Genomic DNA, 25155 nt, shown 5'->3' with positions numbered 1-25155 from the left:
AGGTTCCAGTGGGGTACAGGTTTCAGGGCGACGCGGGTTCACTGCGTCGCGTAGTGCAGCAGGACATCATCACCTCGACGGCTGAGTCCGCCGTTCTCGGCGGGGTCCAGCCGCAGGCGCAGGGCCTGGGTGAGCGTGGTGAGATGCGGCAGGTCGAGGCCGGTGGGCCCACCGCCGAGGACCAGGGGTGCCTGGTAGACGAAGATCTCGTCGACGAGTCCGGCCCCCAACCAGGCGGCGAGCACGGTGGGCCCACCCTCGATGAGGAGGTGAGACGGGGTGTCACCGCCGTTCGGCCAGGCGATGCCGGCCTCGCGGCGGTGATCCAGTCGGAGGTGATCGAGCACGGCGTGGGGCTCGTGATTCGGAACGTGGATCCAGGGCCGGGGAGCCCCGCCCGGACCGCCGCGCAGTGCCGCGCCCTCAGGGACACCTCGACGTCCCTGGACCACCGGGACCGGCTGGTCGGTGAGGTCGTGGCCACCGGCGTCCCGGGCCGTGAGCCGAGGATCGTCCGCCACCACCGTCCCGGTGCCGACGATGATCGCGTCCACCCGGGAGCGGACGGCGTGGGCATGGCGGCGGGACTCCGGTCCCGTGATCCACTGGCTGGTCCCGTCAGCGGCGGCCACGCGGCCGTCCAGGGACTGGGCCAGATGAGCCGTCACGAAGGGGCGCCCGGCGTCCCGGGCCACCAGCCATCGGTGGTTCAGGTCGTCTGCACCCGACACTGCGGTGACGGCCGGGTCGATCTGTTCCACGTCGAGGCCGGACCGGCGTAACCGGGCCGACCCGCCGCCGTGGTGCCCCGTGGGGTCCGCCACCGCATACCGGACCCGTCGGATGCCGGAGGCCAGGATGGCCTCCGTGCAGGGGCCCGTGGAGCCGGTGTGGTCGCAGGGTTCGAGCGTGACCCACAGGGTGACATCAGCGGGCGGGATCCTCGATGCCGCGGATGTCACGGCGAACTGCTCCAGGGCGGCCACCTCGGCATGGGCCGTGCCCCGCCCCCGGTGGAACCCCGAGGCCACCACCATCCCGTCCGCCGCGGTCACCACGGCACCCACCAGGGGATTGGCACCCCGGTGGCCGCGCCTGGCCTCCCGCACGCCGAGGGACAACGCCTCGGCCGGCGCCCTGACGGCGCTACCGGACGCTGTCATGGACCCGTACCCTCGGATCGGGCATGACCGTCTCCACCTCGGGCTTCTCGTGGGCCTTGGCGCGGACCCAGACGAAGAACCCCACCAGGGTGAAGACCCCGTAGAACATGTACATGAACGCGCTGGCGTAATAGCCGGCGTCGAACAGCAGCGGCACCCCGACTACGTCCACCGCCACCCACACCAGCCAGAACTCGACCCATCCGCGGGCCATGCCATAGGTCGCCACGAGGGAACCCACGAAAGTCCAGGCGTCCGCCCAGACCGGCTCATAGGACCCGAGGGCGGCGAACAGCGGGGTGAGGGCCACGGTGCCGATCACCATGGTCGCCACGATCCCGATCCGGGCCGGCAGTCCCGCCCACTGCGGAGCGATCGCGGTGTCGTCTCCGCCACCGTCCTCCCGGCCGGTCTGGCGTTCGGCCTTGGCCCGACGCCACTGCACCCAGCCGTACACCGAGACGGCGATGAACATGACCTGGCGGCCGGCCTGGCCCAGCAGGGTCGCGGTGTCCGCCCCGCCGAACAGGCTGGACAGGAACACCGTGAGCAGGATGAGATTGCCGATGATGCCGACCGGCCAGGCCCAGACCTTGCGGCGCATGCCGCCCAGGGCCGAGGCCAGACCAAAGATATTGCCGAACACCTCACGCATCAACAGGCCGCCTCCGGCGACCGGGATGTACCAGTTGAAGATGTCGACGAGCCACCGCATGGAATCCATGAATCCTCCTTCGGAACGCGGCGGCTCCGGGGGTTCATGCTGCTTCAATCGTCCCGTGGTCCGATCCCGGGTACGCCTGTGGGCCTACCTCAAGACCGCACCGACCGGAACGGCGGTGCTGCACGTGCTTCTCCCATCCAGACTTTAACTGTCGGTACCGGAATTCCACCGGTTCAACCGCTGGTCGGGGGCCACGGGTGTGGGCCGACGCGCGGGTCGCGGACTATGACCGCCGGTTCGGATTTACACCGACCCCGGAGCACGATGAACCTGATTCTGCCACAAAGACAGCACATTGCGCCCTCAGCGCAGTGGCGTACGACGCAATTCGTCAATTGCGGCCGCCGGGTCGTCCGCGCCGTACACCGCCGAGCCGGCCACGAACACGTCCGCTCCGGCCTCGGCGGCGCGCAGGATCGTCTCCCGCGTGACCCCACCGTCCACCTGCAGCGCCACCGGCACCCCGGTGCCGTCCAAGGCCTCACGGGCCCGCCGGATCTTGGGCAGGACGACGTCCAGGAACGGTTGTCCCCCGAAGCCGGGCTCCACGGTCATGAGTAGCAGCAGGTCCAACTCCTCGAGCATGTCCAGATAGGGCTCGACGGCGGTCGCCGGCTTCAGCGCCATCCCCGCCTTCGCGCCGTGGGCCCGCAGTTCCCGGGCGAGCCGGATGGGTGCGGCGGCGGCCTCCGCGTGGAAGGTCACGGACTCCGCCCCGGCCTCGGCGTACTGAGGCGCCCAGCGGTCGGCGTCCTCGATCATGAGGTGGATGTCCAGCGGCAGGTCCGTGGCCCGGCGGATGGCCTGGACCACGGGAAGTCCCAGGGTGAGGTTGGGGACGAAGTGGTTGTCCATGACGTCCACGTGCACGGCGTCCGCGTTCTGGATGCGTGTCAGTTCCTCGGCCAGGCGGGAGAAATCGGCCGAGAGGATGGACGGGTGGATGTGGATGCCGTGGGGGCGGGACCCCTTCTCGGGGGTGGTCACGGGTGTGGTCATGGGAACCGTCCTCAGGGAGTCGTCTTGCGCAGCAGGGCCATGAACATCGCGTCCGTGGAATGCAGGTGGGGCCAGAGCTGGCTGGTGTTGCCGGCACCGAAGCCGGTGTATCCGGATCCGCCGGCCGCGTCCTGCAGGGTGGGCGCGACCTCGGTGAGGAACGAGGTGGTGTCCAGCAGTTCCAATCCGGGGTGGCGTTTGAGCGCGTCCTGGACCTGGAAGACCGTCTCCGCCGGGTGGGGCGAACAGGTCACGTAGCCGAGGACTCCCCCGGGTTTCAGGGCGCCCACGGCGGCGTCGATCAGCTGTCGCTGCAGCTCCGTCAGGGGGCCGAGGTCGGAGGGCTGGCGGCGCCACCGCGACTCAGGCCGGCGGCGCAGGGCACCCAGACCCGTGCACGGGGCATCCACGAGGACGCGGTCGAAGGCCCCCTCGTGGTCAGGGTCCAGCTCGCGTCCATCGCCGCACCGCACGGTCCAGGTGGGTTCGGGGGTATCAGCCACGGGTTTGCGGGGCACCGCCTCCAGGGCCCGTTCCACCAGTCGGGCCCGGTGCTCGGCGGGCTCGTTGGCCAGCAGACTCGCACCGCGCTGGCGGGCCAGAGCGGCCAGCAGCGCGGCCTTGCCGCCGGGCCCGGCGCAGAGGTCGAGCCATCGTTCGGGTACCTCGCCGGAATCACCTGCCGGCACGGCGCCCCCGCCCAGGGGGACCTGGGCCAGGGCATGGGCCGTGAGTTGGGAGCCGACGTCCTGCACGCGGACGGTGCCCTCTTTCACGCCGGGCAACCGGCCGGCGTCGCCCCCCTGGTACAGGGCTGAACCGGGCGCCAACGGCCCGGGTTCCGCCCCGGCCTCGAGTACGGGGCCCAGCTCCCCCAGTCCGGGCAAGGCGACGAGGTTGACCACCGGGGCGGCGTTGTCGGCCTCCAGCAGTGCCACGAGTTCTGACGCGAGGCGCTCCGCAGGACGCCCGTGGTTGGCCAGCGACTGACGCAGGGCCCGGATGATCCACACCGGGTGTGAGTGGCGGATGGACAGCACCTCATCCGAGGGGGCGCCAGACCCGGGCGGCAGCGGCGCCAGCTCATCCAGCCAGGCGTCCCGGTCCCGTGCCGTGACCTTGCGCAGCACGGCATTGACGAATCCGGACGGCCCCGCGCCGATCTGCTCCCGGACCAGGGCCACCGTGGAGTCGAGGGCGGCATGGGCGGGCACGCGCAGGCTGAGCAGTTGGTGGGTCCCGAGGCGGAGCGCGTCCAGGACGGGACGGTCCAACTGGGACAGGGGCCGGTCCACGCACCTGGCCAGGACGGCGTCGTAGAGGCCCTGCCCCCGCAGGGCGCCGTAGGCCAGCTCGGTGGCGAAGCCGGCGTCGCGCTGATCGAGGCGGTGTGCCGCGATCCGGCCGGGCAGGACGAGGTTCGCGTAGGCGTCATCCCGGCTGACCGCCGTCAGGGTCTCAAAGGCGGCCAGCCGGGCCGGATCGGCCTGGCGCTTGCGCTTCGACGGTGCGGAGGCCGAGAACTGCCGGGGCCCACCGGAGGTGCCGCGGTTGCGGCTGCGGCCTTGCTCGTCGCGACGGTCCTGTCCCCGTCCCGACTGTCCCTGGCTCTGCTTTCCCTGACTCTGCTGTCCCCGTCCCGACTGTCCACGGCCCGAGGACTTCCTCGCTCCGGAGCCTCCCTGACCGCCCGGGCCGCCCTGGTTGCTACTGCCGCCCCTGTTGCCCTCTGCGTTCATGACGTCTCCTCTTCTGCTGCCTGTGCCACCTGGAAGCGGGCCCCTGCGGGCAGGCCCCGGGCCCAGTCGGCGGCGATCATGGGCTTCTTGCCGGCGGGCTGGACCTGGATCAGCCGGACCGCCGTGTCGGAACACTGCAGGTGGACGCTCTGGCGCCCCCGGACCAGATCCCCGATGGCGACCCCGTCGTCTGCCACCGTTTCCGCCGTTTCCACCGTTGCCACCTCGGGCAACTCCTCGGCGACGGCCCCGACGAGTTTGACGCGCACCGGCGTCGCCGGGGCGGACGGGTCGGCCGGGTCGGCCGCCGGGAGGTCCAGCCACGCCCAGGCTCCGGGTTCCGGGGTGGTCCCGTTGATGCGGGCGGCCACCTCGGCAGCCGGGCGCGCGGGGTCGATGAACCCGTCTGACTGATCGAGCTTCGGCGCGAACGTCGGTTCCCCGCGCTGGGGCTCTGCGGTGGCCTCGCCGGACAGGAGGTCCGCGAGTGTGCGGGCCAGCAGGTCAGCGCCTGAGATGGCCAGGTCTGCCAGCACCTCACCCGAGGTCTCGCCGGGCGCCAGGTCCCGGACGATCCGCGAGTACACCGGGCCGGTGTCCAGACCTTCCTCGAGCTGGAAGACGCACGCCCCGGTCTGCTCCTCCTGCTGGATCACGGCGTGTTGCACGGGCGCCGCCCCGCGGTAGGCGGGCAGCAACGAGAAGTGGAGGTTCACCCACCCCCGGCGGGGCAGCCCGAGGCCGGCGGCAGGGACGAGGGCGCCGTAGGCGACCACGGCGGCCGCGTCCAGGTCCAGCGCGGCGATCCGTTCGAGGGCCTCCCGGCCGGCATCACCGGTCAGGCGGGAGGCGTAGAGCACGGGCAATCCCAGTTCGGCGGCGCGGCGGGCCACCGGCGACGGCGTCAGGACCTTCTTGCGACCGACCGGGGCATCCGGACGTGTCAGGACGGCCGCAACGGTGAAGCCTGCCTCCACGAGGGCCTCCAGGGACGGCACGGCGGTGGAGGGGGTGCCGGCGAAGAGGATGCGGAAGTCCGCCGGGGAGCCGGTCGTGCCGGTCGGGGCGGGCGCGGCGCTCACCGGAATCCCCCGAAGCTGGAGCTGATGGTGGCGGCGCGGTCGGCGCGGGTGGAGGTGGAGATGCGCCCGTAGCCGGGGTCGCGCAGCCGGCGCCGGGAGTCCTTGCGGGCCTCCCCGGTGAGTCGGTCGACGAACAGCATGCCCTCCAGATGATCCACCTCGTGCTGGAAGCACCGGGCGGTGAGGCCCGTGCCGTGGTATTCGACCGGCTGTCCGTCCTGGTCGAGGCCGGTGACGGTGGCCTCCACGAAGCGTTCGGGGTTGTAGTGCAGCCCCGGCACGGACAGGCAGCCCTCCCCCGGCTCGGTGACCACGTCTCCGCCCGTCTGCAGGACCGGGTTGATCACGTGTCCGCGCTGGTCCTCCACATCGAAGGTGAAGATCCTCAACCCCACGCCGACCTGGGGCGCGGCGAGGCCGACACCGCCGACGTCGTCCATGGTCTCGAACATGTCCTGCACCAGCCGGTGCAGGTCACGTCCTGAACCCACCACCGGATCGGTGACGGTGCGCAGCACGGGATCGGGGACGGTGCGAATGGGCAGGACGGTCACGCGCCCACCTTAGCCGTGGTGGCCGCGGCCCCGTCCCCACCGCTGACGTCCGTGGCGGGCGGCGGGCCCAGTGGGCGCAGGGCGGGGCCGGCCCCTTCCGCGGCCTGCGAGTATCCCCAGACCTGCCGCAACGCCCAGAACTTGCGCCAGTGGTCCGGCAGCACCTGTGGATTGGCCTGGTGGGCCACCACCTCGGTCTGTCCGACGGCCACGCCCAGTAGCACGGGGGCGTCCCCGTACTGCCAGGGCTCCCAGGTCCCCGCCGCAGGGTCCACGAGCGACTCCTCGGCCTTGAGTCCTGCGACGAGCTGCATCACGACCTTGGCGTCGAGGGGCTTGACCCTGCCGTCGCGGCCGGTGCCCTTGGTCTTGTAGTCGACGATGCAGATCCGCCCGCCGATGGAGGCCACGAGGTCCAGGGTCCCGGCGTAACCGACGGTGTGGTTCCACACCGTCAGCTCCGTGGCCAGGGGCCGGACGTCGAAGAGATCCCACCACTCGTCGAAGCGATCCGCGTAGGCCGCCTCACCGTGCTCCGCGAGCACCTCACGCATCGGTGCCATCTCGTGTGGGCGTCCCAGGGCGCGCAGGCCCACCTGTTCGGCGTAGTTGTGGACGCGATCCCCGCGGGCCGCCGCCTCATCCCGGAAGCGCTCGGCCGCATTGGAGGCCTGCTTCGCCACCGTCTTGAGCTGGGGACGGGAGCCGACCGCCTGGGGCAGACGTGGATCCTCGATCACGGCGGTGGCGGCCATGTGTCCCACCCAGCCGCTGAGATCGGTGTTCTGCTGGGCGATCACCGTGGTGATGGACGGAACCTCGGGGACGCCGGTCAGGTTCCGCGCGTACATGCGTCCATAGTCGGTCTGGTGGGCGAGCTGGGGTTGCGTCATGGTCATCCATTCTTCCATCGCTTGCGGACGCGATAAGCCTGAGGCGATGACAGCGCGCACCGCGCCCGGCACCGCACCGACCGCCGATTGGACGATCCAGCGTCACGTGCACTAGAGTCATCTCTCGTTGGAAATCACGGTGACTGGTCCTTCCGGTCACCGGTTTTCTGTGCGGATGTAGCTCAGCTGGCTAGAGCGCCACCTTGCCAAGGTGGAGGTCGCGAGTTCGAATCTCGTCATCCGCTCGCAAGTCTCCAATCCCTGGTGGGGTGGCCGAGAGGCGAGGCAACGGCCTGCAAAGCCGTGTACGCGGGTTCGAATCCCGTCCCCACCTCGCATCGGTTTTCGTCCGTTAGGATGGGGACCTGCATCTCAGCGGTTCCGGTTCGCCGGGGCTGATGGGCGCGATTAGCGCAGCGGTAGCGCGCTTCCCTGACACGGAAGAGGTCACTGGTTCGATCCCAGTATCGCGCACGGACAGGATCCCGATTCCGGGATAGCCTGATCCTGCGGATGTAGCTCAGCTGGCTAGAGCGCCACCTTGCCAAGGTGGAGGTCGCGAGTTCGAATCTCGTCATCCGCTCCGAACAACACTCTGGCCGCTCCCGATCGGGAGCGGCCAGAGTTGTCTCAACGTTGTCTCAACCCCGCTCAGTGGATCAGAGAAGCCGACCACGCATCCACGGAGGGGGTGTCGAGGATCGCGGAGCTTGGAGTACGGGCTACAGCCCCGTCTCCCCCATCTGACCCTCACGGACCAGCGCGGTCATGCGTGAGACGGTGCGGAAGTACTTCTTCAGGTAGCCACCGCTCATCATCTCCTCGGTGAAGAGCTGATCGAACGGCACCCCGGAGGCGATCACCGGCACGTCCTTGTCATACAGCCGGTCGGCCAGGACCACGAAGCGCAGGGCCATGGCCTGCTCGGAGATGGTCTGCACGTTGTGCAGCACCATCACGTCCAGGTCCTCCACCAGCTTGCGGTAGCGGCTCGGGTGGACGCGGGAGAGGTTCGCGGTCAGGTCGGCGAACTCGTCCTCGGAGACGACGCCGGCCCCCGGGAAACGCTCGGCCCGTACGGCTTCCAGCTGGCTGTCCTCCAGCGGGGCGGGCGCCTCGGTGAGACCGCGATGGCGGTAGTCCTCGCCGTCCACCCGGACCACGTCGAACTGCTCGGCCAGGACCTGGATCTCCCGCTTGAAGTCCTGGGCCGCGAAGCGACCGTCACCCAGCGAGCCCGGCAGGGTGTTGGACGTGGCCACGAGCTTCACGCCGGCGTCGGCGAGCTCTCGCATCAGCCGGGACATCAGCACGGTGTCGCCCGGATCGTCCAGCTCGAACTCGTCGATGCAGACCAGGGTGTACTCCTTGAGCACGTCCACCGTCTTGCGGAAGGACAACGCGCCCACCAGGTTGGTGTACTCCACGAAGGTTCCGAAGGCCTTGGGGCCCGGGGCCGCATGCCAGGTCGAGGCGAGCAGGTGGGTCTTGCCCACGCCGAAGCCGCCGTCTAGGTAGACGCCGGTGGCCGACGTCGTGCCCTTGCCGTTCTTCCCGGACTTGCCAGACTTGCCGCCCTTCAGGAAGCCGAGCAGTCCCCCGCCGGAGCCGTTGGCGGTACCGCCGCCGGCCCCGCCGCGGCGGCCCTTGATGGAGGCGGCGAAGTCCCGCAGGCGGTTCACGGCATCTGCCTGCGAGGGATGGGCCGGGTCCGGGATGTAGGTGTCGAAGGACACCTCCCCGAAGCGGTAGGAGGGGTGGAAGCCGGCGAGCAGGTCTTCTGCGGACACCTGCGGGGTGCGGTCGGCGAGGTGGACGATCTCGGCCACGGGCGGCTCCATCCTGGACGGGTGACGGGTCATGGGTTGGTCACGGTACGCATGGGTACCGGCGGCTTCTTACAGGCCGTTTGTAACTGGCGGTTGCTACTGGCGGTTGCTACTGACGGCAACGACCTCGGTAACTCTACCGCCGCTCGCCGCCAGTCAATGAAGGGTCACCTCACTAAATAGCTCCCGCCCCCGTGGCGTAATGTACGGATCATGACTGCGGATTCCACCACCTCCCCCGGCACCTCTCCCGACGCAACAGATTTCTCCTCCTACGCCCATCCGGAGAAGCTCGTCTCCACCCAGTGGGTGGCCGAGCACGCCCAGGGCGGCGACCACGGCAACATCGTGGTCCTGGAGTCCAATGAGGACACCCTGCTGTACTCCACCGGACACATCCCGGGCGCGCTGAAGATCGATTGGCACACGGAGCTCAACGATCCCGTCACCCGCGACTTCGTGGGCCCGGAGGAGTTCGCCCGCGTCCTGGGTTCCAAAGGCATCGGCCGGGACACCACGGTGGTCTTCTACGGCGACAAGTCCAACTGGTGGGCCTCCTACGCCCTGTGGGTCTTCACCCTCTACGGGCACCCGGACACCCGCCTCATGGACGGCGGCCGCGACAAGTGGATCGCCGAAGGCCGTGAGACCACCCGTCAGGTCCGCGAGGTCGTCGCCGTGGACTACCCCGTCACCGAGCGTGATGACGCCACCGAGCGGGCGTCCCGTGAGGACGTGCTGAACCATTTCGGCAAGCCCCTCGTGGATGTCCGCTCCCCGCTGGAGTACACCGGCGAGACCACCCACATGGACGGCTACCCGCAGGAGGGCACCCTGCGCGGCGGCCACATCCCGTCCGCCGCCTCGGTGCCGTGGGCCCGGGCCGCGAACGAGGACGGGACGTTCAAGTCGCGTGAGGAATTGGAACAGATCTACAAGGTGGAGGCCGGCGTCGGGGAGTCCGATGACGTGGTGGCCTACTGCCGCATCGGGGAGCGCTCCTCCCACACCTGGTTCGTGCTGCGTCACCTGCTCGGCTACGAGAAGGTCCGCAACTATGACGGCTCCTGGACCGAGTGGGGCAACTCCGTGCGCCTGCCGATCGCCGTGGGCACCGAGCCGGGAGAGGTCCCCACCCGATGAGCGACAACCAGATCCCGGCGAAGCTGCAGGAGATCATCGACGACTTCCAGGCCGTGCCGGATGACGAGAAGCTGGAGCTGCTGCTCGAGTTCTCCGACGAGCTGCCGGCCCTGCCCGCGCGCTATGACGGTCATCTGGATCAGATGGAACAGGTGGTGGAGTGCCAGACCCCGTTGTTCCTGGCCCTCGAGTTGGAGCCGGCGCCAGAGGCTCCGGCCGGGGCAGCAGAGACAGCAGGAACAGCAGGGCCCGACGCCGGCCCCTCGCCCGATCCTCTCGTCCGCCTGTTCGTCTCCGCCCCACCCGAGGCCCCGACGACCCGCGGCTTCGCCTCGGTGTTGTCCCAAGGGCTCGATGGACTCCCCGCCTCCGAGGTCCTGGCGGTCCCCGAGGACCTGTCCAGGCTGCTGGGACTGCAGAAGTCGCTGACCCCGCTGCGCCTGCGCGGCATGTCGGCGCTGCTGGGTCGCATCAAGCGCAACATCTCCCTGCAACTGGCCGCCTGAGACCGCTGGTCGTTCGAGACGTCCCACCATGGCCCGCAGACCGACCACCCGAGCGACCGTCCCGCTCACCACCCGACCGACCGCCCGAGCCACCACAGGGACGCCGGCCCTCACCGCCCTACGCCGGGCCGGCGTCGCCTTCGAGGTGCGGGAGTTCGAGGTGCAGGAGTCCGCGCCGGAGGCGGCTGCGGGAGCGAGGCCCGGTGTGGGTCCCCGTGCCGGCTACGGTCTCCAGGCCGCTGCGGCGCTCGGGGAGGATCCCGGGCGCGTGTTCAAGACGCTGATGGTGCAGCTGCCGGACGGCTCCCTGGCGGCGGGGGTGGTCCCCGTCGCGGGCAGCCTCGACCTCAAGTCCCTGGCCGCGGCACTGGGCGTGAAGAAGGTCGCGATGGCGGATCCGGCGCTGGCGGAGAGGCGCACCGGCTATGTGGTCGGTGGGATCTCGCCGCTGGGCCAGCGGCAGCGCCCCCCCGTGGTGGTGGACTCCTCCGCCCTGGCCCTCCCGGACCTCCTGGTCTCCGGGGGACGACGCGGGCTGGACCTCCGGCTGAGCGCCACGGACCTGGTCCGGGTCCTCGATGCCGTGGTCGCGGACATCGCGACGTCCTGACCCGGCATCTGACATCCAGCTGACGCCCGGGATCTGACGCCCAGGATCTGACACCCGGGAACCGACACCAGAATGCGCCCGGCCGATCCCTCGGACGATCCGTCGGCCAATCCGTCGGCCGATCCCCCCATCGGTCCTTCAGTCGAGCGCGGAGGCGCCCCCCGTGGTGGCGGTCAGCGCCTCAGCCACCGCATTCTCCGTGGCCAGCAGGGCCTCCGCCATGGATTGCCGGGTGGCGGCGCTGCCTGCGGGGGTCAGCGCGGCGGCACGGACCTTGGCCTTGTCCACGTCGGGGAAGAGCCGGTGCAACAGCCTCGTGGTGCGCAACAGGGAGATGAGCGGCCAGGTGAGGTCGTCGGCCGGGAGTCCCTCCATCAGCACGGCTCGGATCCGTTCCCGCAGCTCCTGTTCGACGTGGTGGTCCCGTTCCACATAGCGGGTGCGGTGGAAGATCCAGAGCACGGTGCTCTCCCCCTCCTCCACGATCCGGCGCTTGACCAGCGAGGCAGCGACCGCATCACGCAGTGATTGGCGGGAGAAGCGGTTGATCCACTGCTCGGCATCCCGGTGGCGGGTGAAGGCATTGATGATGTCCCAGACCTGCTCCAACGGCCATTCCAGATCGGTGGCGCTGGCCCAGGCGGGCGGGTTGGGGTCCGCGGCGAAGACCTGCTCCGGGTGCTCGATCGAGCGCACGGTGGTCCCCGTCACCTCGAGTCGTCCACGGCGCGCCAACTCGGTGATCGCGGCCCCGGCGATCCCCATGCCGACGGTCGGCCCGTCCAGCAACAGCCGCCCCTTCTTCTCGTCCAGGCAGAGCAGGAGGAAGTACTCGGGGATGTTCAGGGGACGGTCGATGACAGCTTCGTCGCTGCCGGTGATGGGCTCGCTCATAGTCCCATTGTGACCCAGAGTTCCATGCCAGGTCAGGAGCTGGGTGGTTGGACCCTGCTCTGCCGGTACACCGTCCCCATGCGCTGGCCCACGGTGATGGCGGAGGCCACCGTCAGCAGCATCAGGACGACGGCCAGGAACCACGGGTCCAGGCCCAGACCGGTGAGCCCGGCCAACACGAGCGTGGACACGAGCCGTTCGGCCCGTTCGGCGATCCCGGTGTTGGCCTCGAATCCCAGGGACTCGGCCTTGGCCCGGACGTAGGACACCAGCATGCCCAGCGCCAGGCTGACACCGGCCGCCACCCCGGCGATCCAGAAATCGCCGGCACCGAAGAACCACAGCATCAGCCCCAGGAAGACGGCTGCGTCCTGGACACGGTCCAGCGTGGAGTCCAGGAAGTTCCCCCACCGTCCGGTGGTCCCGGAGAGCCGCGCCATCACCCCGTCCAGGACGTCCGAGAACACGAACAGGGTGATGACCATGGTGCCCCAGAACAGCTCGCCCATCGGGAACAGCACGAGCGCCCCGAGGCTGACCCCGAGCGTCCCCACGATCGTCACGGCGTCCGCCGACACGCCGCGCGCCAGCAGGAACCTGGCCACCGGTGTGAAGATCCGGGCGAACAGGGCCCGGGCATAGCGGTTGAGCATCAGCCGCCCTGCCGGGCGTCGAACTCGGCCTCGGCCTCTGACCAGGCTCCGGACACGGCGGAACGTACGGTGTCCAGGGTGACCGTGATGTTCTTGGTCTCCGCGATGATCGGCAGGAAGTTCCCGTCCCCACCCCACCGCGGCACGATGTGCTGGTGCAGGTGCGCCGCGATCCCGGCACCGCCCGTCTTGCCCTGGTTCATGCCCAGGTTGAAACCGGTGGCCCGGGCGGTGGCCCGCAGAGCGATCATCGCGATCTGGGACATCCGGGCCAGCTCCGACGTCTCCGCCAGGGTCAGGTCCGTGTAATCGGGTACGTGACGGTAGGGACAGACCAGCAGGTGGCCGGCGTTGTACGGGTAGAGGTTGCACAACACGTACGCCGTCTCACCCCGGGCCACGATCAGCGACTGTTCGTCCGGACGCTCGGGCGCGGCACAGAACGGACACGTCGACTCTCCGCTGACCTGGTCCTGCCCACCGCGGACGTAAGCCATCCGGTGCGGGTTCCACAGCCGCTGGAAGCCGTCCGGCGTCCCGGCGAGCTGGAAGTCGTCGGTGACCGGTCCGTCGTCGGGCCATCCCTCCGGCCCCGACGCCATCCCCGAGGTCACTGGGTCTCCCGATTCCTCACGGCCTGCACGATCCGGTCCACCGCGTCCGCGACCGGCACGCCGTTGTCCTGGCTGCCATCGCGGAAGCGGAAGGACACGGCGCCGGCCTCGGCGTCCTCGCCACCGGCGATGAGCACAAAGGGCACCTTCTCCTTGGAGGCCGTGCGGATCTTCTTCGGGAACCGGTCCGAGCCGTCGTCGAGGCGGGCGCGGATGCCCTGTGCCTTGAGCTGGGCGACCACCTCCCCCAGATAGTCGTTGAAGGCCTCCGCCACCGGGATCGCCACGACCTGCTCCGGGGCCAGCCAGGCGGGGAACGCGCCGGCGTAGTGCTCGGTGAGCACGCCGAGGAAGCGCTCGATGGAGCCGAACAGGGCCCGGTGGATCATCACCGGTCGCTGCCGGGTGCCATCGGCGGCCTGGTATTCGAGGTCGAACCGCTCGGGCAGGTTGAAGTCCAGCTGGATTGTGGACATCTGCCACGTCCGGCCGATCGCGTCCTTGGCCTGGACGGAGATCTTGGGGCCGTAGAACGCCGCTCCACCCGGATCCGGCACGAGGTCCAGCCCGGAGGCGGTGGCGACCTCCTCGAGCGTGCGGGTCGCCTCCTCCCACACGTCGTCCTCCCCCACGTACTTCTCCGGGTCCTTGGTGGAGAGCTCCAGGTAGAAGTCGTTGAGGCCGTAGTCCTTGAGCAGGTCCAACACGAAGGTGAGTGTGCTGGTCAGCTCCTCCTTCATCTGCTCCTTGGTGCAGTAGATGTGGGCATCATCCTGCGTCATGCCGCGCACCCGGGTCAGGCCGTGGACCACGCCGGACTTCTCGTACCGGTAGACCTGCCCGAACTCGAACAGGCGCAGCGGCAGCTCCCGGTAGGAGCGGCCACGCGAGGCGAAGATCAGGTTGTGCATGGGGCAGTTCATGGGCTTGAGGTAGTAGTTCTGCCCCTGCTTGGTGATCTCGCCGGTGATCGGGTCGCGCTGCTCGTCGATCTGCATGGGCGGGAACATACCGTCCGCATACCAGTCGAGGTGCCCGGAGATCTCGTAGAGGTGCTGCTTGGTGATGTGCGGGGTGTAGACGAACTCATAGCCGGCCTCGGTGTGACGCTGGCGGGAGTAGTCCTCCATCTCCTTGCGGATGATGCCGCCGCGGGGGTGGAACACGGGCAGGCCGGAGCCGAGCTCGTCCGGGAAGGAGAACAGGTCCAGTTCGGCGCCGAGTCGGCGGTGATCCCGCCGCTCGGCCTCGGCCAGCCGCTCCTGGTAGGCCTTGAGGTCGTCCTTGGTGGGCCAGGCCGTCCCGTAGATGCGCTGCAGCTGCCGGTTGTTCTCGTTGCCCAGCCAATACGCAGCGGCCGAGCGGGTCAGGGCGAAGGCGTTGGAGATCAGCTTGGTGTTCGGCAGGTGGGGTCCGCGGCAGAGGTCGCACCAGACCGTGTCCCCGGACTTGCGGTCCACGTTGTCATAGATGGTGATCTCACCGGCGCCCACCTCGATGTTGGCGCCCTCGCCCACGGCGTCGGCGTCGTTCTGCTTGCCGAGGAGTTCCAGCTTGTAGGGTTCGTCCGCCATCGCCTGGCGGGCCTCGTCCTCGGTGACGACCCGGCGGGAGAAGGTCTGGTTCGAGTTGACGATCTTGAGCATCATCTTCTCAAGCGTCTTGAGGTCTTCGGGGGTGAACGGCTCCTCCACGTCGAAATCGAAGTAGAAGCCGTCCGTGATGTACGGGCCGATGCCCAGCTTGGCGTCCGGGCGCAGCTGCTGCACTGCCTGGGCCATCACGTGTGCGGTGGAGTGGCGCAGGACGTTCAGTCCATCCGCTTCGGAGATCTCAACGCCCACGACGTCGGCCCCGGCCGGGATCTGCCGGCTCAAGTCCTGCAGCTCGCCGTCCACGCGCATCACGACGGTGGTCCTCTTCTCGGCGAAGAGCTCCGTACCGGTGGTTCCCGAGGACACCTCCCGCTGTTCCGCGTTGACGGTGATGGTGATGAGTTCGTTCTGCGACGCCTCGGACACGGTCCGGTTCCTCCTCGGGTAGGGCTTCTGAGCTGGTGGCATACGGTGGCCACCGCCAGCCACCGGCCATTCTAGGCCAGTGTTGCCCCTGCGCTCTGTTCGGCCCGTGGGCGATCGCCGGCCGTTCCATCGGCAGGGATCCTGACCTGACCGTGGAGGCTGTGGCGGGTGCACAATACCCGTATGACTGCATCGCGTCCGCTGGGCGGAGCCGGGTCGCTCGGGTCGGGAAAGCGCCGGCCTGGAAACCACAGCTCGAGAAATCGCTCCTCCGGAGGTCGACTGGCCACATTGGGTGCCCTCGGGGTGGTCTTCGGGGATATCGGCACCAGCCCCCTGTACGCGCTGCATACGGCGTTCAGCATGGATCACAACGCCGTGGGCCTCTCTTCGCACGAGATCTATGGCGTCATCTCGATGGTGCTGTGGACGATCACACTCATCGTGACCGTCAAGTACGTGGTCCTGGTCATTCGGGCGGACAACGGCGGTGAGGGTGGGATCCTGGCACTGCTGGCTCTGCTGCAGCGGCGAATGACCGGACGCCGCAGGATGGCGGTACTCACCGTGCTGGGCATGCTGGGTGCCGCCCTCTTCTACGGAGACTCGGTGATCACCCCGGCCATCTCGGTCATGAGCGCGGTCGAGGGTCTCTCCGTGGTCTCACCGGAACTGGGACACGCGGTGGTGCCAGTCTCGGCGCTGATCCTGGCCTTGTTGTTCCTCCTCCAGCCGGTCGGGACCGGGCGGGTCAGCCGGGCCTTCGGACCCGTCATGCTGCTCTGGCTCGCGGTCATGGCGATCATGGGGCTACCGCAGATCATCGCCCACCCCCAAATACTGGGAAGCCTGTCCCCGCACTGGGCCATCGAGCTGGTGCTGCGCCAGCCCTTGCCGGCCTTCGTGCTGATGGGCGCGATCGTCCTCACAGTGACGGGTGCAGAAGCTCTCTATGCGGACCTCGGACACTTCGGCGCGAAAGCGGTGCGGCGGGCCTGGCTGACGGTGGCGATGCCGGCCTTGGCCATCGTCTACCTGGGCCAGGGAGCCGCGGTCATCTCCGCACCCGATACAGCGGGCAACCCGTTCTTCCACCTGGCGCCCCCGGTACTGCAGCTACCGCTGGTCATCCTGGCCACGCTGGCCACAGTCATCGCCTCCCAAGCCGTCATCTCCGGAGCATTCTCTGTGACAGTCCAGGCCATCCGACTGGGGCTGCTCCCCCGGCTCGTGGTGCGGCATACCTCGCGGGAGGAGGGACAGGTCTACCTGCCGACCGTCAACGGGGTGCTGTTCACCGGCGTCATGGTCCTGGTGTTGGCCTTCGGCTCCTCCGCCGAACTGGCCAACGCCTACGGCCTGGCGGTCACCGGGACCCTGCTGCTCGAGTCCGTGATCTTCCTGGTCTTCGCCTACTCCATCTGGCGGTGGCCCTGGTGGGCGGTGGGAGCCTATGTGACGGTGATCGGCCTCCTGGAGGTGGTGTTGCTGGCGGCGAACTCCACCAAGATCCTGTCGGGCGGCTGGATCCCGCTGCTTCTTGCCGCTCTGGTCCTGACCGTCATGGTGACCTGGCACCGCGGACGCCAGCGCATGGTGGAGGCGCGCCGCCGGATGGAGGGCGAGCTGCGGGAGTTCATCGCCACGGTGCAGGACTTACGACGAATCCCAGGGGTGGCAGTCTTCCCGCATCCCTTTCTTGACACCACCCCGCTGGCGTTGTTGCGCTGTGTGGAGAGTTTCGGGGTGTTGCATGAGCGGGTGGTCATCGTCCGGGTCGTTGCCGCAGGAGTCCCGCATGTACGTCCGGGCCAACGGATCCAGGTGCGCCATCTGGGTTCGACGGCCGATGGAATCGTCCACGTGACCGTCACCGTGGGGTTCCTGGACGCGCAGGACATCCCGCGGAACCTGGCCCTGACTTCTGGACACGGCCCGGAACTGGACCTGGACCTGGATTCGGCACACTATTTCATCTCGATCCTGGCCCTTTTGCCGCCCCACACACATCCGTTCCGCAGTTGGGGACAGCGGTTGTTCCTGGCCCTGGAGCGCAACCAGGCCGACCGCACCGAGGTGTTCCACCTGCCCCCCACCCGCACGGTGGTCATGGGTTCGGAGCTGCCGTCCTGAGAGGCGGCTTGACGCGGGCATCAATCCGGTGGGTCTTCGGTCCCACTGCGCCGGTACCTGTTCCGCCGAGCACGCCGGGTGGTGTCCAGATACGGGGCCGGGATGAACCAGGGGACGCCGTTGCGGACAGAGATCTCCCAAGCATCGGCATGGACTGCATGGTGATGGTGGGAGCACAACAGGACTCCGTTCTCCACCGAGGTCGGTCCCCCATGCTCCCAATGGTCGATGTGGTGGGCCTCGCACCACGGCGCTGGGATGGAGCAGTTCGGTGCTGCACATCCACCGTCACGTGCCACCAGTGCCTGCCGGAGCCTGCGGGGGAAGATCCGTTGCGCCCGGCCGATGTCCAGGACCTGCCCGTCTCCGCCCAGGACCACCGGGATCAGATCCGCATCGCAGGCCCACTGCCGGATGAGCCGTGGCTGGATGGTCCCGGCGTAGGCCGCCTGGGACAGTATCGTGTCTACTGCGTGGCTCTGGTGCACGCGGCCGAGTAGCGAGTCGTAGTCGATCGTGACGAGCACCTGCGGCCGGGAGCCACCGCTGGCCGGCAGGTCGGAGAGATCGGCCAGGGAGAGGGCCCCGGTCAGGGCGCTCACGAGGCCGTCCAGTTGTTTCTGCCCCGTACTGCGGGGGTCCAGCATCTGCAGCTCCCTGGTGTCTGCGCCCGCTGTGGCTGGATCCACGGCGTTCAGATCAGCGGCATTCAGATCAGCGGCATTCAGATCAGCGGCGTTCGGATCAGCGGTGTCCACGGCATCGGTCGTCGTACACTCCGGACCGGAAGCCCGGGGATTCGAGGCGGCGGCGGCGACGGTCTGCAGGATCTCGTGCTGCCCATCGGCGGCCAGGATCTCCCACCGGTGCAGACCGTGACCCCGCTTCCGCCCTCGATAGAAGAGCCCCTGCGCTGCATGGAGTTCGGCGTCGGTCGGTTCGCGGCCATCGGGATCGACCAGCGCGTCGAACCGCTGCCGCCAATGGGCGCAGATCTTCGACAACGTCTCCGGGTCGACGTCCCGGGCGTAGGTCACCAGGAGTCGCTCTCCGGCCACCAGCTGTTCGTCGACGATCTCCGGGGGCGCATCGGCCAGGGCCGCCTCCCGCCGGGCGGTGCTCAGCGTGGAGGCGATGAGGTCAGCCGCAGAGGTGTCGATCTCAGCCTGACGCACGGAATCGGCCAGCACCGGCATCCGGGGTGGGAGGACCTGTGCCTGGTCCACGGTACGGGTCGCCATGACGTGCCCGGACCGTTCCACCCGTCGCTTGGCCTCTCTCCGATCGATCAGCAGGTGTTCACGGAGGTAGTCCGGAGCATGGCGAAAGGCAGTCTTACCCTCGGGGATTCCCAGGATCTCTCGGCGCTGGTCCGGCAGCTCGAAGACCCGGTCGACATGCCCCGCCAGCGCGGTCCTCGAGGCGTCGATGGCGCGGGCCAGCCGTTCGACGGCCCTGGTGATCTCCGGCAGGACTCCCTGGGGAACGTCTGGTGTCTGGTTCAAACCAGGGTCTCGGTCGTCTGCACGGTCGTCGGCATAGAGGCCCCACTCCGCGGAGCGGTCACGCTGCGGGCCGTGCGGAAACCGTGGCAGATCGTCCAGGAAGTCCGGTGAGGACAATCGCTGCGTCAGCTCCGCGGCCAGCGAGAGCGACAGGGCGAGGAGGTCTGGGACTGCCAGGGCGCCGACGTCGTCCGGCATGGATTCTGTCACTGCGCCCACCTCCCGCTGGTTCCCGCCCCAACGTTTTTTCTAGTACTGATATTCGAACACGGGGGTCAGACGAGATAAGAGCGCATCGGGTTGGAGGTGGGCGACTCGCCGGGAGGAGTCCCCTGTGGAGGACTCAGCTCCCACCCACACGCATGCCACGGCGAGCGCACCGTGGATCTGGCGCGCCGGAGTCGGGGTTCCTACACTCGGGTGATCGCACAGGATCCGACGCCTCTCGGCGCGGCGGCTACCGGTGTCCTCGACGTCAGGAAAGCGCCCATGTCCTCCTCCACGAATGGTTCCAGCACCGCATCCGGCCACGCAGCCAGCCACGCGCCCAGACCCCAACGGCTCAAGGTCCAGAACTTCTGCGTCTCGCGGGACGGCGTCGCGGCCGGGGAGGATCAGAGCCTGGAGCGTCCCTTCGGTCATGTTGATCCGGGTCCGCTGACGGCATGGGTCGTTGCCACCGCCAGCTGGCCCAACCGCAGCGATCCCGGCGGTACGCGCGGCCTAGACGACCACATCGTGCGAGATTTCAGCCACAACATCGGCGCCGAGATCATGGGCAGCCACAAGTTCAGCCCCTACCGCGGCCCTTGGGAGGATGAGGACTGGTTGGGGTGGTGGGGCGAGGATCCGCCGTTCCACACTCCGGTGTTCGTTCTCACGCACCACAACCGGCCGTCATTCTCCCTCGGCGACACCACGTTCCACTTCCTCGAGGCCACCCCACCGGAGGCGCTCAGGATCGCGCACCAGGCAGCCGACGGCAAGGATGTCCGGCTCGGCGGCGGCGTCACCACGGTGCTGGAGTTCATCGAGGCCGATCTCGTGGACGAGCTGCACATCGCCGTGGCACCCCATGACGTCGGTTCAGGACTGCGGTTGTGGGACTCCCCCGCCGATCTCGAGGATCGGTATCTTCACGAGAGCGTCCTCAGTCCCAGTGGGGTGGAGCACCACTTCTTCTGGCGGTGACGACCTGCGACAACGTCCCGGAGGTCGCCCCATGGGGCCGGTCATCCGTGGGCGTCGAGTACAGCGAGTAGATGCCGGTTGCGCTGCCGGATGAGACGCCGCAGATAGGGCACCAGCACCAGCTTCTCGGCCAGTCGACCGAACACGGGTGAGGCCAGGGTGATCGTATCCGTCATCACCGCAGTCCGGCCCACCGTCCGGTATTCGTGCACGTGGCGAAAGGATCTGAAGGGGCCGGCGATCTGCTCGTCGACGAAACGGCGGGGCCACTCGTGTTCGGTGATCTGCGAGGTCATGGTGAACCAGACCCCGAAGTGCCGGGCCCGCCAGGTGACCGTCTCTCCGAGCTGAATGGCCCCCGTGGTCACGCCGCCGATGGCCCGTTCACCGGAGTCGGCCATCGACCCCAGATGCTCATCGATGTTGAGGGAGACCTCGAAGAGTCGCTCCACGGGATGGAACGAGATCGTCTCCACCGTGAAGGTGCTCGTCATGCAACGATCGTCGCACAGCAGGGCACAGCACAGCGTTCAGTCAGCCCAGTCCTCCGGCGTCGGCAGCAGCTCCCAGGTCTCCGGGTGTGGCACCGGGACGGGGCGGTGGATCGACGCGGCCGCGTGCGATGCCTGATAGACCCCGGCCGACCTGTTCCCGCCCGTGGCCGAGGCTCCGGCGGGCACCCCCACCGGTCCGCGGACCTTGACGGGCCAGGCCCCGGTGTCATGGTGCGGGATGTCAGGGACCCGGGTGCCGGCGTCGCGCTCCACCGTCCTTCGCGTTCCGCCGGTGTCCTGCTGCTGGGCCGCCGACGAGGCAGCGGATCCCCATGGCACCGGAGCCGGCTGCCCGGTGGTCCGGTTCCGGTCTCTGCGCAGCCAGGCCCGCCACTGGTCCCGGCTGGCATCCAGGTAGTCCGGATCCGGCAGGGACTCCGGCCGGTGCAGGTCCCACGCCCGGATGGCCTGCAGACTGACGGCCTTCGGCCCGGTGCGGCGGGTGGTGCCCTCGATCAGCATCAGCCGGGAGGAGAACAGCATCTCCCCGGTCTCGTGCTGGGCCTCCGTGAAGAAGGAGGCGTCCACGCAACCGGTGCCGTCGTCCACGGAGATGAACACCACGCGCTTGCCGCTGCGCATCGGCGGGGTCTGCGTGGCCACCCGTACCCCGGCCACGAGCACCCGCGACTGCGACCGCAACGAGAGCAGGTCCTCCGCCGCCGTCACCCCGAGTGCGTCCAGATACGGCCGGTGCGACTCCATCAGGTGGGCGCTCAGGTCCATCGCGGTGAGGTCGAGCTCGGTGCGCACCTGCTGGTCCCGGCTCGGGTCCGGGAACATCGGCACGATCGCCGCCGCCTCGGTGTCCGGCAGTTGGAGGGAGAGCTGGCCGTCCACCTGCCGGCGCCCGGGACGCTTCCGCCGCCCCGAGAGCCCTTCGGCGTCCCCACCGTGTTGCAGTTCCAGGTGGTGCACCAGGTCAGTGCGCGAGGCCCCACCCGGCGGCAGCAGGCAGTCCAGGGCGCCGAGCTGCGCCAGCCGTTCGAGGTTCCGCCGGCTCGGCCGCGCCCGGTCCCGCACGTCGGCCAGCGAGGCGTACGGCTGCCCCGCCACGAGTCGGGTGATCTCCGCCTCGCTCAGCCCGGACAGTGCGTTCAGTGCGAGCCGGATCCCCCAGCGGCCGGGCGGACGGTGAGCAGAACGCCCACCTCCGGGCACGACGTCGGCCCCCCGGCTCCCAGCGGAAGGTGCGGTTCCAGCGGCAGCCGCCGGGCCGGCGTCGGGCCTCTTCCCGTTCAGCTCCGGGTGCGCGGGCACCCACTCGAGCCGGAAGGTCCCGGTGGAGGCGTTGACGTCCACCGGGAGCACGGGGATGCCCATGCGGCGGGCCTCGGCGATCATCAGCCGGCGCGGGTACATGCCGGGGTCGTGTTCGAAGATGCCGGCCAGGAAGGCCTCGGGGTGGTGGGTCTTGAGCCAGGCCGAGTGGTAGGTGGGCACGGCGAAGGCGGCGCCGTGGGCCTTGCAGAAGCCGAAGGAGCCGAAGGCGTGCAGGGTTCCCCAGACCTCGTCGATGACCTTCAGCGGATACTCCCGCCGCAGTGCCTCGGCCCGGAAGAACTCCTCCACCACGTGTTCCTGCGGTCCGCCGATCTGGCGGCGGAACTCATCCGCCTTCGCCAGCCCGCACCCGGTCATCACGTGGAAGGTCCGCAGCACCTGCTCGTGGAAGACCGTGACCCCGTGCGTCTCGGCGAGCACGGGTTCCAGGCTCCGGTGGGGGTATCTCGCCTCGGAGAAGCCGTGCCGCTGCTCCAGGAAGGGCCGCACCATGTCCGATTGCATGGGGCCGGGGCGGAACAGGGAGATGTCGATGATGAGGTCGTTGAACTCGGTGGGGGCCATCTTCCCGATCAGCTCCCGCTGCCCCGGGGACTCGATCTGGAAGAGCCCCAGGGTGTGGGTGGTGCGGATCATCTCGAAGGTCGGCTCGTCATCGAAGGGCACCTGTTCCAGGTCCACCCGCCGCCCCGTGGTCCGCTCGATCTCCTGAAGCGTGTAGGCGATGGTCGACTGCATACGCACCCCGAGCACGTCCAGCTTGAGCAGGCCCATCGGGTCCATGTCGTGCTTGTCGAACTGACTCATCGGTAGCCCGATCCCGGAGGGCTGCACGGGGGTGCGGTCCAGCAGGGTGGCGTCCCCGAGGATCACCCCGCAGGGGTGCATGGCGATGTGCCGCGGCAGCCGGTCCAGCCGCTCGGTGAGGTCCACGAGCAGGTCCAGCTGCTGCTGCCCGGCGGCCCGCCCGGAGGCGACCTGATCGGCGAAGCCGCGCAGCTCCGGCATCCGGTCCATGGCCTCACGGAAGCTCGAGGCGGAGAACCGCCACAGCTGCTTGGCGATCGTGTCCACCCGCTCGGGTTCCATGCCCAGCGCCATGCCCGCATCCCGGACCGCGCCGCGCGCCCGGTAGCCGTTCTGCATGCTCATCAGCGTGGTGCGCTCGGACCCGAACCGGGCGAACATCGCGTGGTAGACGTCGTGCCGGCGCGCCGATTCCACATCGATGTCGATGTCCGGCAGGGTCGAGCGGTCGTTCGAGAGGAACCGCTCGAAGATCAGCTCGTGCCGCATCGGGTCCACGTTGGAGATCCGCAACAGGTGGTTGACCAGCGAGGATGCCCCGGATCCGCGTGCTGAGACGCGCACCCCCATGCCCTCGATCATCCGCACCACCTCTGCCACGGTGAGGAAGTAGCTGGCGAAGCCGAGCCGGTTGATGATCCCCAGCTCGTGTTCCAGCCGAGCCTCCAGGTCCTGCCCGGCCCGTGAGGACGCGAAGCGGCTCCCCGTGTAGAGCTCCGGGAAACGCGCCCCGGCCCCGGCGAGGGAACGGTTCCGCAGCTCGGTGACGGGGTCCCGGTCCAGCCCCAGCACGGAGGTCTCCGGCACCGTGGGGCGACCCCAGCCCAGGTCCGTCTCGGGGTCCATCCGGCATGCCTCGGCCAGGGCCTGGGTGTCCCCCAGCAGGGCGGCGATCCCCTCGGCACCGTTGCCCTCACCGTTCGCGGCGCGGCAGACCTCCCGGGCGATCTGGTGCATGGCCCCGGCCGGCTTCAGCCACCCCTGCCCGTTGGGCTGGAGATCACTCAGGGCCTCCAGGGAGCTCAGGGCGCGGGCGGCGTCCAGGACGTCCGCGGTGGCGGCCCCGTCCGGGGTGGCGTAGCGCACCGCGTTGGTCAGCACCGCGGGCACCCCCACATCCCGGGCGGCCCGCAACATCTTCACGGCGTGCGGCGCGGAGAGCTTCTCCCCCGGCGGCGAGAGGTGGCACACCACCTCCACCCGCAGCGATCCCGCGGGCAGGACCGTCTTCCAGCGGCGCAGCAGCGCCCGGCCGGCGGTGTACTTGCGTGCGGCCATCAGCTGCCCGACGCCGGATCCCGGTCCCAGCAACACGAACAGCTCCGGTGGGGCACCGTGGTGCCTGCCGGCGGACCACTGCGCCAGTTCAGCGACCGTGACGTACGGCGATCCTCCTGCTGCGCCTCCCGTGGTGTGGGCGTGCGCGACCGAGATGAGCCGGACGAGGGCGCGGTAACCGGTGCCGCCGGCTCCCCCGCGGGCCAGCACCAGCACCCGGCCGGCCGGTCCGTCATCGGGAGGTCCCCAGCGCACCGCCAGGTCCACCCCGAGCACCGGGGCCAGGCCATGCTCGAGGCAGGCGCTCACGTGCTTGGCCGTGCCATACAGCCCATCCCGGTCCGTGCAGGCCAGCACCTCCGCACCGTCCGCCGCGGCGGCCGCGGCCAGCTCAGCCGGCCAGGACACCCCGTAATGGGAGCTGAAGGCGCTGGCCACGTTCAGGTGTGGAAAGCCTCCGGCACCACCCATCAGGCGCTCTCCCGCAGGCGTACGGCGGCGCCGTCATGCACGCGGACCAGCCGCCATCGGCCGGAGTCGAGATGGTGGGAGAGGTCCAGCGTCAGCAGGGGCGCGTTGCGGGCCCGCTCCAGCCGGACCTGGACCCGCCAGACCTCGTGGTCCACCAGTCCGGCACCGCGGCCCCGTTCGGCCCGCTGTTCCTCGGTCCACCACTTGCGCCGCTCATACCAGCGCACCGGATCAGCCGCCAGCACATAGTTCCTACCGTTCCATTCCAGGTGCTGCGGGGACCCCGCCGTGGTGCATCGAACGGTGACCGATTGAGTGAAGATTCCCATGGGACGTGATTCCTGACCTGTTCTCGTCGTGACTTCTCATGCCGTGCTCCTCCCCTCCGGCGAACGGCCGGCGAGGTTCGTCCGGAACGGCCCGGGCCGGCGTCGGGCCCTGCCGTCTGGGAAGGAACGGCAGAACAGACGCCGGGGCGCTCCGGCGGGGCGGTGGGAAGTAGAACGGC

21 protein-coding genes, 4 tRNA genes and 1 riboswitch are annotated in these 25155 nt (G+C 69.2%); of the genes, 9 read left to right on the top strand and 16 right to left on the bottom strand.

Annotated features, from left to right (window positions below; all coding sequences use genetic code 11):
• Positions 1-38: 38 nt before the first annotated feature.
• The 7 genes from ribD to ACSU1G_RS08990 form a co-directional block, all read right to left on the bottom strand.
• Positions 39-1163 carry a bifunctional diaminohydroxyphosphoribosylaminopyrimidine deaminase/5-amino-6-(5-phosphoribosylamino)uracil reductase RibD gene (ribD, locus tag ACSU1G_RS09020; protein WP_439279586.1) on the bottom strand — a complete coding sequence of 375 codons (1125 nt, stop codon included), beginning with the start codon at positions 1161-1163 and terminating at the stop codon, positions 39-41.
• Positions 1147-1887, bottom strand: coding sequence for a nicotinamide riboside transporter PnuC (pnuC, locus tag ACSU1G_RS09015; protein WP_439279585.1), 741 nt, complete (start codon positions 1885-1887; stop codon positions 1147-1149). The genes ribD and pnuC overlap by 17 nt, the downstream gene beginning before the upstream one ends.
• Positions 1888-2008: 121 nt before the next feature.
• Positions 2009-2153: riboswitch (FMN riboswitch) on the bottom strand.
• 37 nt (positions 2154-2190) lie between these two features.
• On the bottom strand, positions 2191-2886 hold the full coding sequence (rpe, locus tag ACSU1G_RS09010; protein ID WP_439279584.1) for a ribulose-phosphate 3-epimerase: 696 nt from the start codon (positions 2884-2886) through the stop codon (positions 2191-2193).
• 11 nt (positions 2887-2897) lie between these two features.
• The gene (locus ACSU1G_RS09005; RefSeq protein ID WP_439279583.1) at positions 2898-4625 is read right to left on the bottom strand and encodes an RsmB/NOP family class I SAM-dependent RNA methyltransferase; all 1728 of its coding nucleotides are present in this window, start codon (positions 4623-4625) and stop codon (positions 2898-2900) included.
• On the bottom strand, positions 4622-5707 hold the full coding sequence (locus ACSU1G_RS09000) for a methionyl-tRNA formyltransferase (RefSeq protein WP_439279582.1): 1086 nt from the start codon (positions 5705-5707) through the stop codon (positions 4622-4624). Before ACSU1G_RS09000 ends, ACSU1G_RS09005 begins: the two co-directional genes overlap by 4 nt.
• The gene (gene def / locus ACSU1G_RS08995) at positions 5704-6261 is read right to left on the bottom strand and encodes a peptide deformylase (protein WP_439279581.1); all 558 of its coding nucleotides are present in this window, start codon (positions 6259-6261) and stop codon (positions 5704-5706) included. The genes ACSU1G_RS09000 and def overlap by 4 nt, the downstream gene beginning before the upstream one ends.
• On the bottom strand, positions 6258-7154 hold the full coding sequence (locus tag ACSU1G_RS08990) for a cytochrome (RefSeq protein ID WP_439279945.1): 897 nt from the start codon (positions 7152-7154) through the stop codon (positions 6258-6260). Before ACSU1G_RS08990 ends, def begins: the two co-directional genes overlap by 4 nt.
• Positions 7155-7325: 171 nt before the next feature.
• Here ACSU1G_RS08990 and ACSU1G_RS08985 point away from each other — a divergent pair.
• The 4 genes from ACSU1G_RS08985 to ACSU1G_RS08970 all read left to right on the top strand — a co-directional run bounded on the left by ACSU1G_RS08985 (position 7326) and on the right by ACSU1G_RS08970 (position 7737).
• Positions 7326-7399 (top strand) — tRNA-Gly (locus tag ACSU1G_RS08985).
• 18 nt (positions 7400-7417) lie between these two features.
• Positions 7418-7488 (top strand) — tRNA-Cys (locus ACSU1G_RS08980).
• A 68-nt stretch (positions 7489-7556) separates the two neighbouring features.
• A tRNA-Val gene (locus ACSU1G_RS08975) sits at positions 7557-7628 on the top strand.
• 35 nt (positions 7629-7663) lie between these two features.
• Positions 7664-7737, top strand: a tRNA-Gly gene (locus ACSU1G_RS08970).
• 139 nt (positions 7738-7876) lie between these two features.
• Here the strand turns inward: ACSU1G_RS08970 and zapE are convergent.
• Positions 7877-8983: a cell division protein ZapE gene (gene zapE / locus ACSU1G_RS08965; protein WP_439279580.1), complete on the bottom strand. Its 1107-nt coding sequence runs from the start codon at positions 8981-8983 to the stop codon at positions 7877-7879.
• 213 nt (positions 8984-9196) lie between these two features.
• Here zapE and ACSU1G_RS08960 point away from each other — a divergent pair, with 213 nt between their 5' ends.
• The 3 genes from ACSU1G_RS08960 to ACSU1G_RS08950 are packed head-to-tail and all read left to right on the top strand — an operon-like array spanning position 9197 to position 11242.
• Complete coding sequence (locus ACSU1G_RS08960; RefSeq protein WP_439279579.1) at positions 9197-10126, top strand: sulfurtransferase; 930 nt, start codon at positions 9197-9199, stop codon at positions 10124-10126.
• Complete coding sequence (locus tag ACSU1G_RS08955) at positions 10123-10632, top strand: SufE family protein (RefSeq protein WP_439279578.1); 510 nt, start codon at positions 10123-10125, stop codon at positions 10630-10632. Before ACSU1G_RS08960 ends, ACSU1G_RS08955 begins: the two co-directional genes overlap by 4 nt.
• A 28-nt stretch (positions 10633-10660) precedes the next feature.
• Complete coding sequence (locus tag ACSU1G_RS08950) at positions 10661-11242, top strand: aminoacyl-tRNA deacylase (RefSeq protein WP_439279577.1); 582 nt, start codon at positions 10661-10663, stop codon at positions 11240-11242.
• 138 nt (positions 11243-11380) lie between these two features.
• On the opposite strand, the gene ACSU1G_RS08945 is transcribed toward ACSU1G_RS08950, so the two are convergent.
• From ACSU1G_RS08945 to thrS, 4 genes are read right to left on the bottom strand one after another with little or no spacing between them, the layout of a single operon-like run.
• Positions 11381-12136, bottom strand: coding sequence for a GOLPH3/VPS74 family protein (locus tag ACSU1G_RS08945; RefSeq protein ID WP_439279576.1), 756 nt, complete (start codon positions 12134-12136; stop codon positions 11381-11383).
• Positions 12137-12168: 32 nt separating this feature from the next.
• The gene (pgsA, locus tag ACSU1G_RS08940; protein WP_439279575.1) at positions 12169-12789 is read right to left on the bottom strand and encodes a phosphatidylinositol phosphate synthase; all 621 of its coding nucleotides are present in this window, start codon (positions 12787-12789) and stop codon (positions 12169-12171) included.
• Positions 12789-13391, bottom strand: coding sequence for an HIT family protein (locus ACSU1G_RS08935; RefSeq protein ID WP_439279944.1), 603 nt, complete (start codon positions 13389-13391; stop codon positions 12789-12791). The genes pgsA and ACSU1G_RS08935 overlap by 1 nt, the downstream gene beginning before the upstream one ends.
• Before the next feature lie 8 nt (positions 13392-13399).
• Positions 13400-15424 (bottom strand): threonine--tRNA ligase, encoded by a 2025-nt coding sequence (gene thrS, locus ACSU1G_RS08930; RefSeq protein WP_439279574.1) that lies wholly within the window; start codon positions 15422-15424, stop codon positions 13400-13402.
• A 183-nt stretch (positions 15425-15607) separates the two neighbouring features.
• On the opposite strand from thrS, the gene ACSU1G_RS08925 reads away from it, so the two are divergent.
• Positions 15608-17557, top strand: a complete 1950-nt coding sequence (locus tag ACSU1G_RS08925) for a potassium transporter Kup (protein ID WP_439279573.1) — start codon at positions 15608-15610, stop codon at positions 17555-17557.
• A gap of 20 nt (positions 17558-17577) precedes the next feature.
• On the opposite strand, the gene ACSU1G_RS08920 is transcribed toward ACSU1G_RS08925, so the two are convergent.
• A complete protein-coding gene (locus tag ACSU1G_RS08920; RefSeq protein ID WP_439279572.1) occupies positions 17578-19272 on the bottom strand; it encodes a DUF222 domain-containing protein in 1695 nt (564 codons plus the stop codon).
• A 279-nt stretch (positions 19273-19551) separates the two neighbouring features.
• On the opposite strand from ACSU1G_RS08920, the gene ACSU1G_RS08915 reads away from it, so the two are divergent.
• Positions 19552-20253 carry a dihydrofolate reductase family protein gene (locus ACSU1G_RS08915; RefSeq protein ID WP_439279571.1) on the top strand — a complete coding sequence of 234 codons (702 nt, stop codon included), beginning with the start codon at positions 19552-19554 and terminating at the stop codon, positions 20251-20253.
• A gap of 41 nt (positions 20254-20294) precedes the next feature.
• Here the strand turns inward: ACSU1G_RS08915 and ACSU1G_RS08910 are convergent, their stop codons facing one another.
• The 3 genes from ACSU1G_RS08910 to ACSU1G_RS08900 are packed head-to-tail and all read right to left on the bottom strand — an operon-like array spanning position 20295 to position 24976.
• Positions 20295-20747 carry an SRPBCC family protein gene (locus ACSU1G_RS08910; RefSeq protein ID WP_439279570.1) on the bottom strand — a complete coding sequence of 151 codons (453 nt, stop codon included), beginning with the start codon at positions 20745-20747 and terminating at the stop codon, positions 20295-20297.
• Positions 20748-20783: 36 nt separating this feature from the next.
• Positions 20784-24647 carry a DNA polymerase III subunit alpha gene (locus tag ACSU1G_RS08905; protein ID WP_439279569.1) on the bottom strand — a complete coding sequence of 1288 codons (3864 nt, stop codon included), beginning with the start codon at positions 24645-24647 and terminating at the stop codon, positions 20784-20786.
• Positions 24647-24976: a DUF6504 family protein gene (locus ACSU1G_RS08900; RefSeq protein ID WP_439279568.1), complete on the bottom strand. Its 330-nt coding sequence runs from the start codon at positions 24974-24976 to the stop codon at positions 24647-24649. Before ACSU1G_RS08900 ends, ACSU1G_RS08905 begins: the two co-directional genes overlap by 1 nt.
• Positions 24977-25155 lie beyond the last annotated feature (179 nt).

Source organism: Microbacterium sp. A93, from assembly GCF_051842835.1.
The sequence above is the reverse complement of the archived record's forward strand: the minus strand, read 5'-3'. Positions and strand labels throughout refer to the sequence as shown.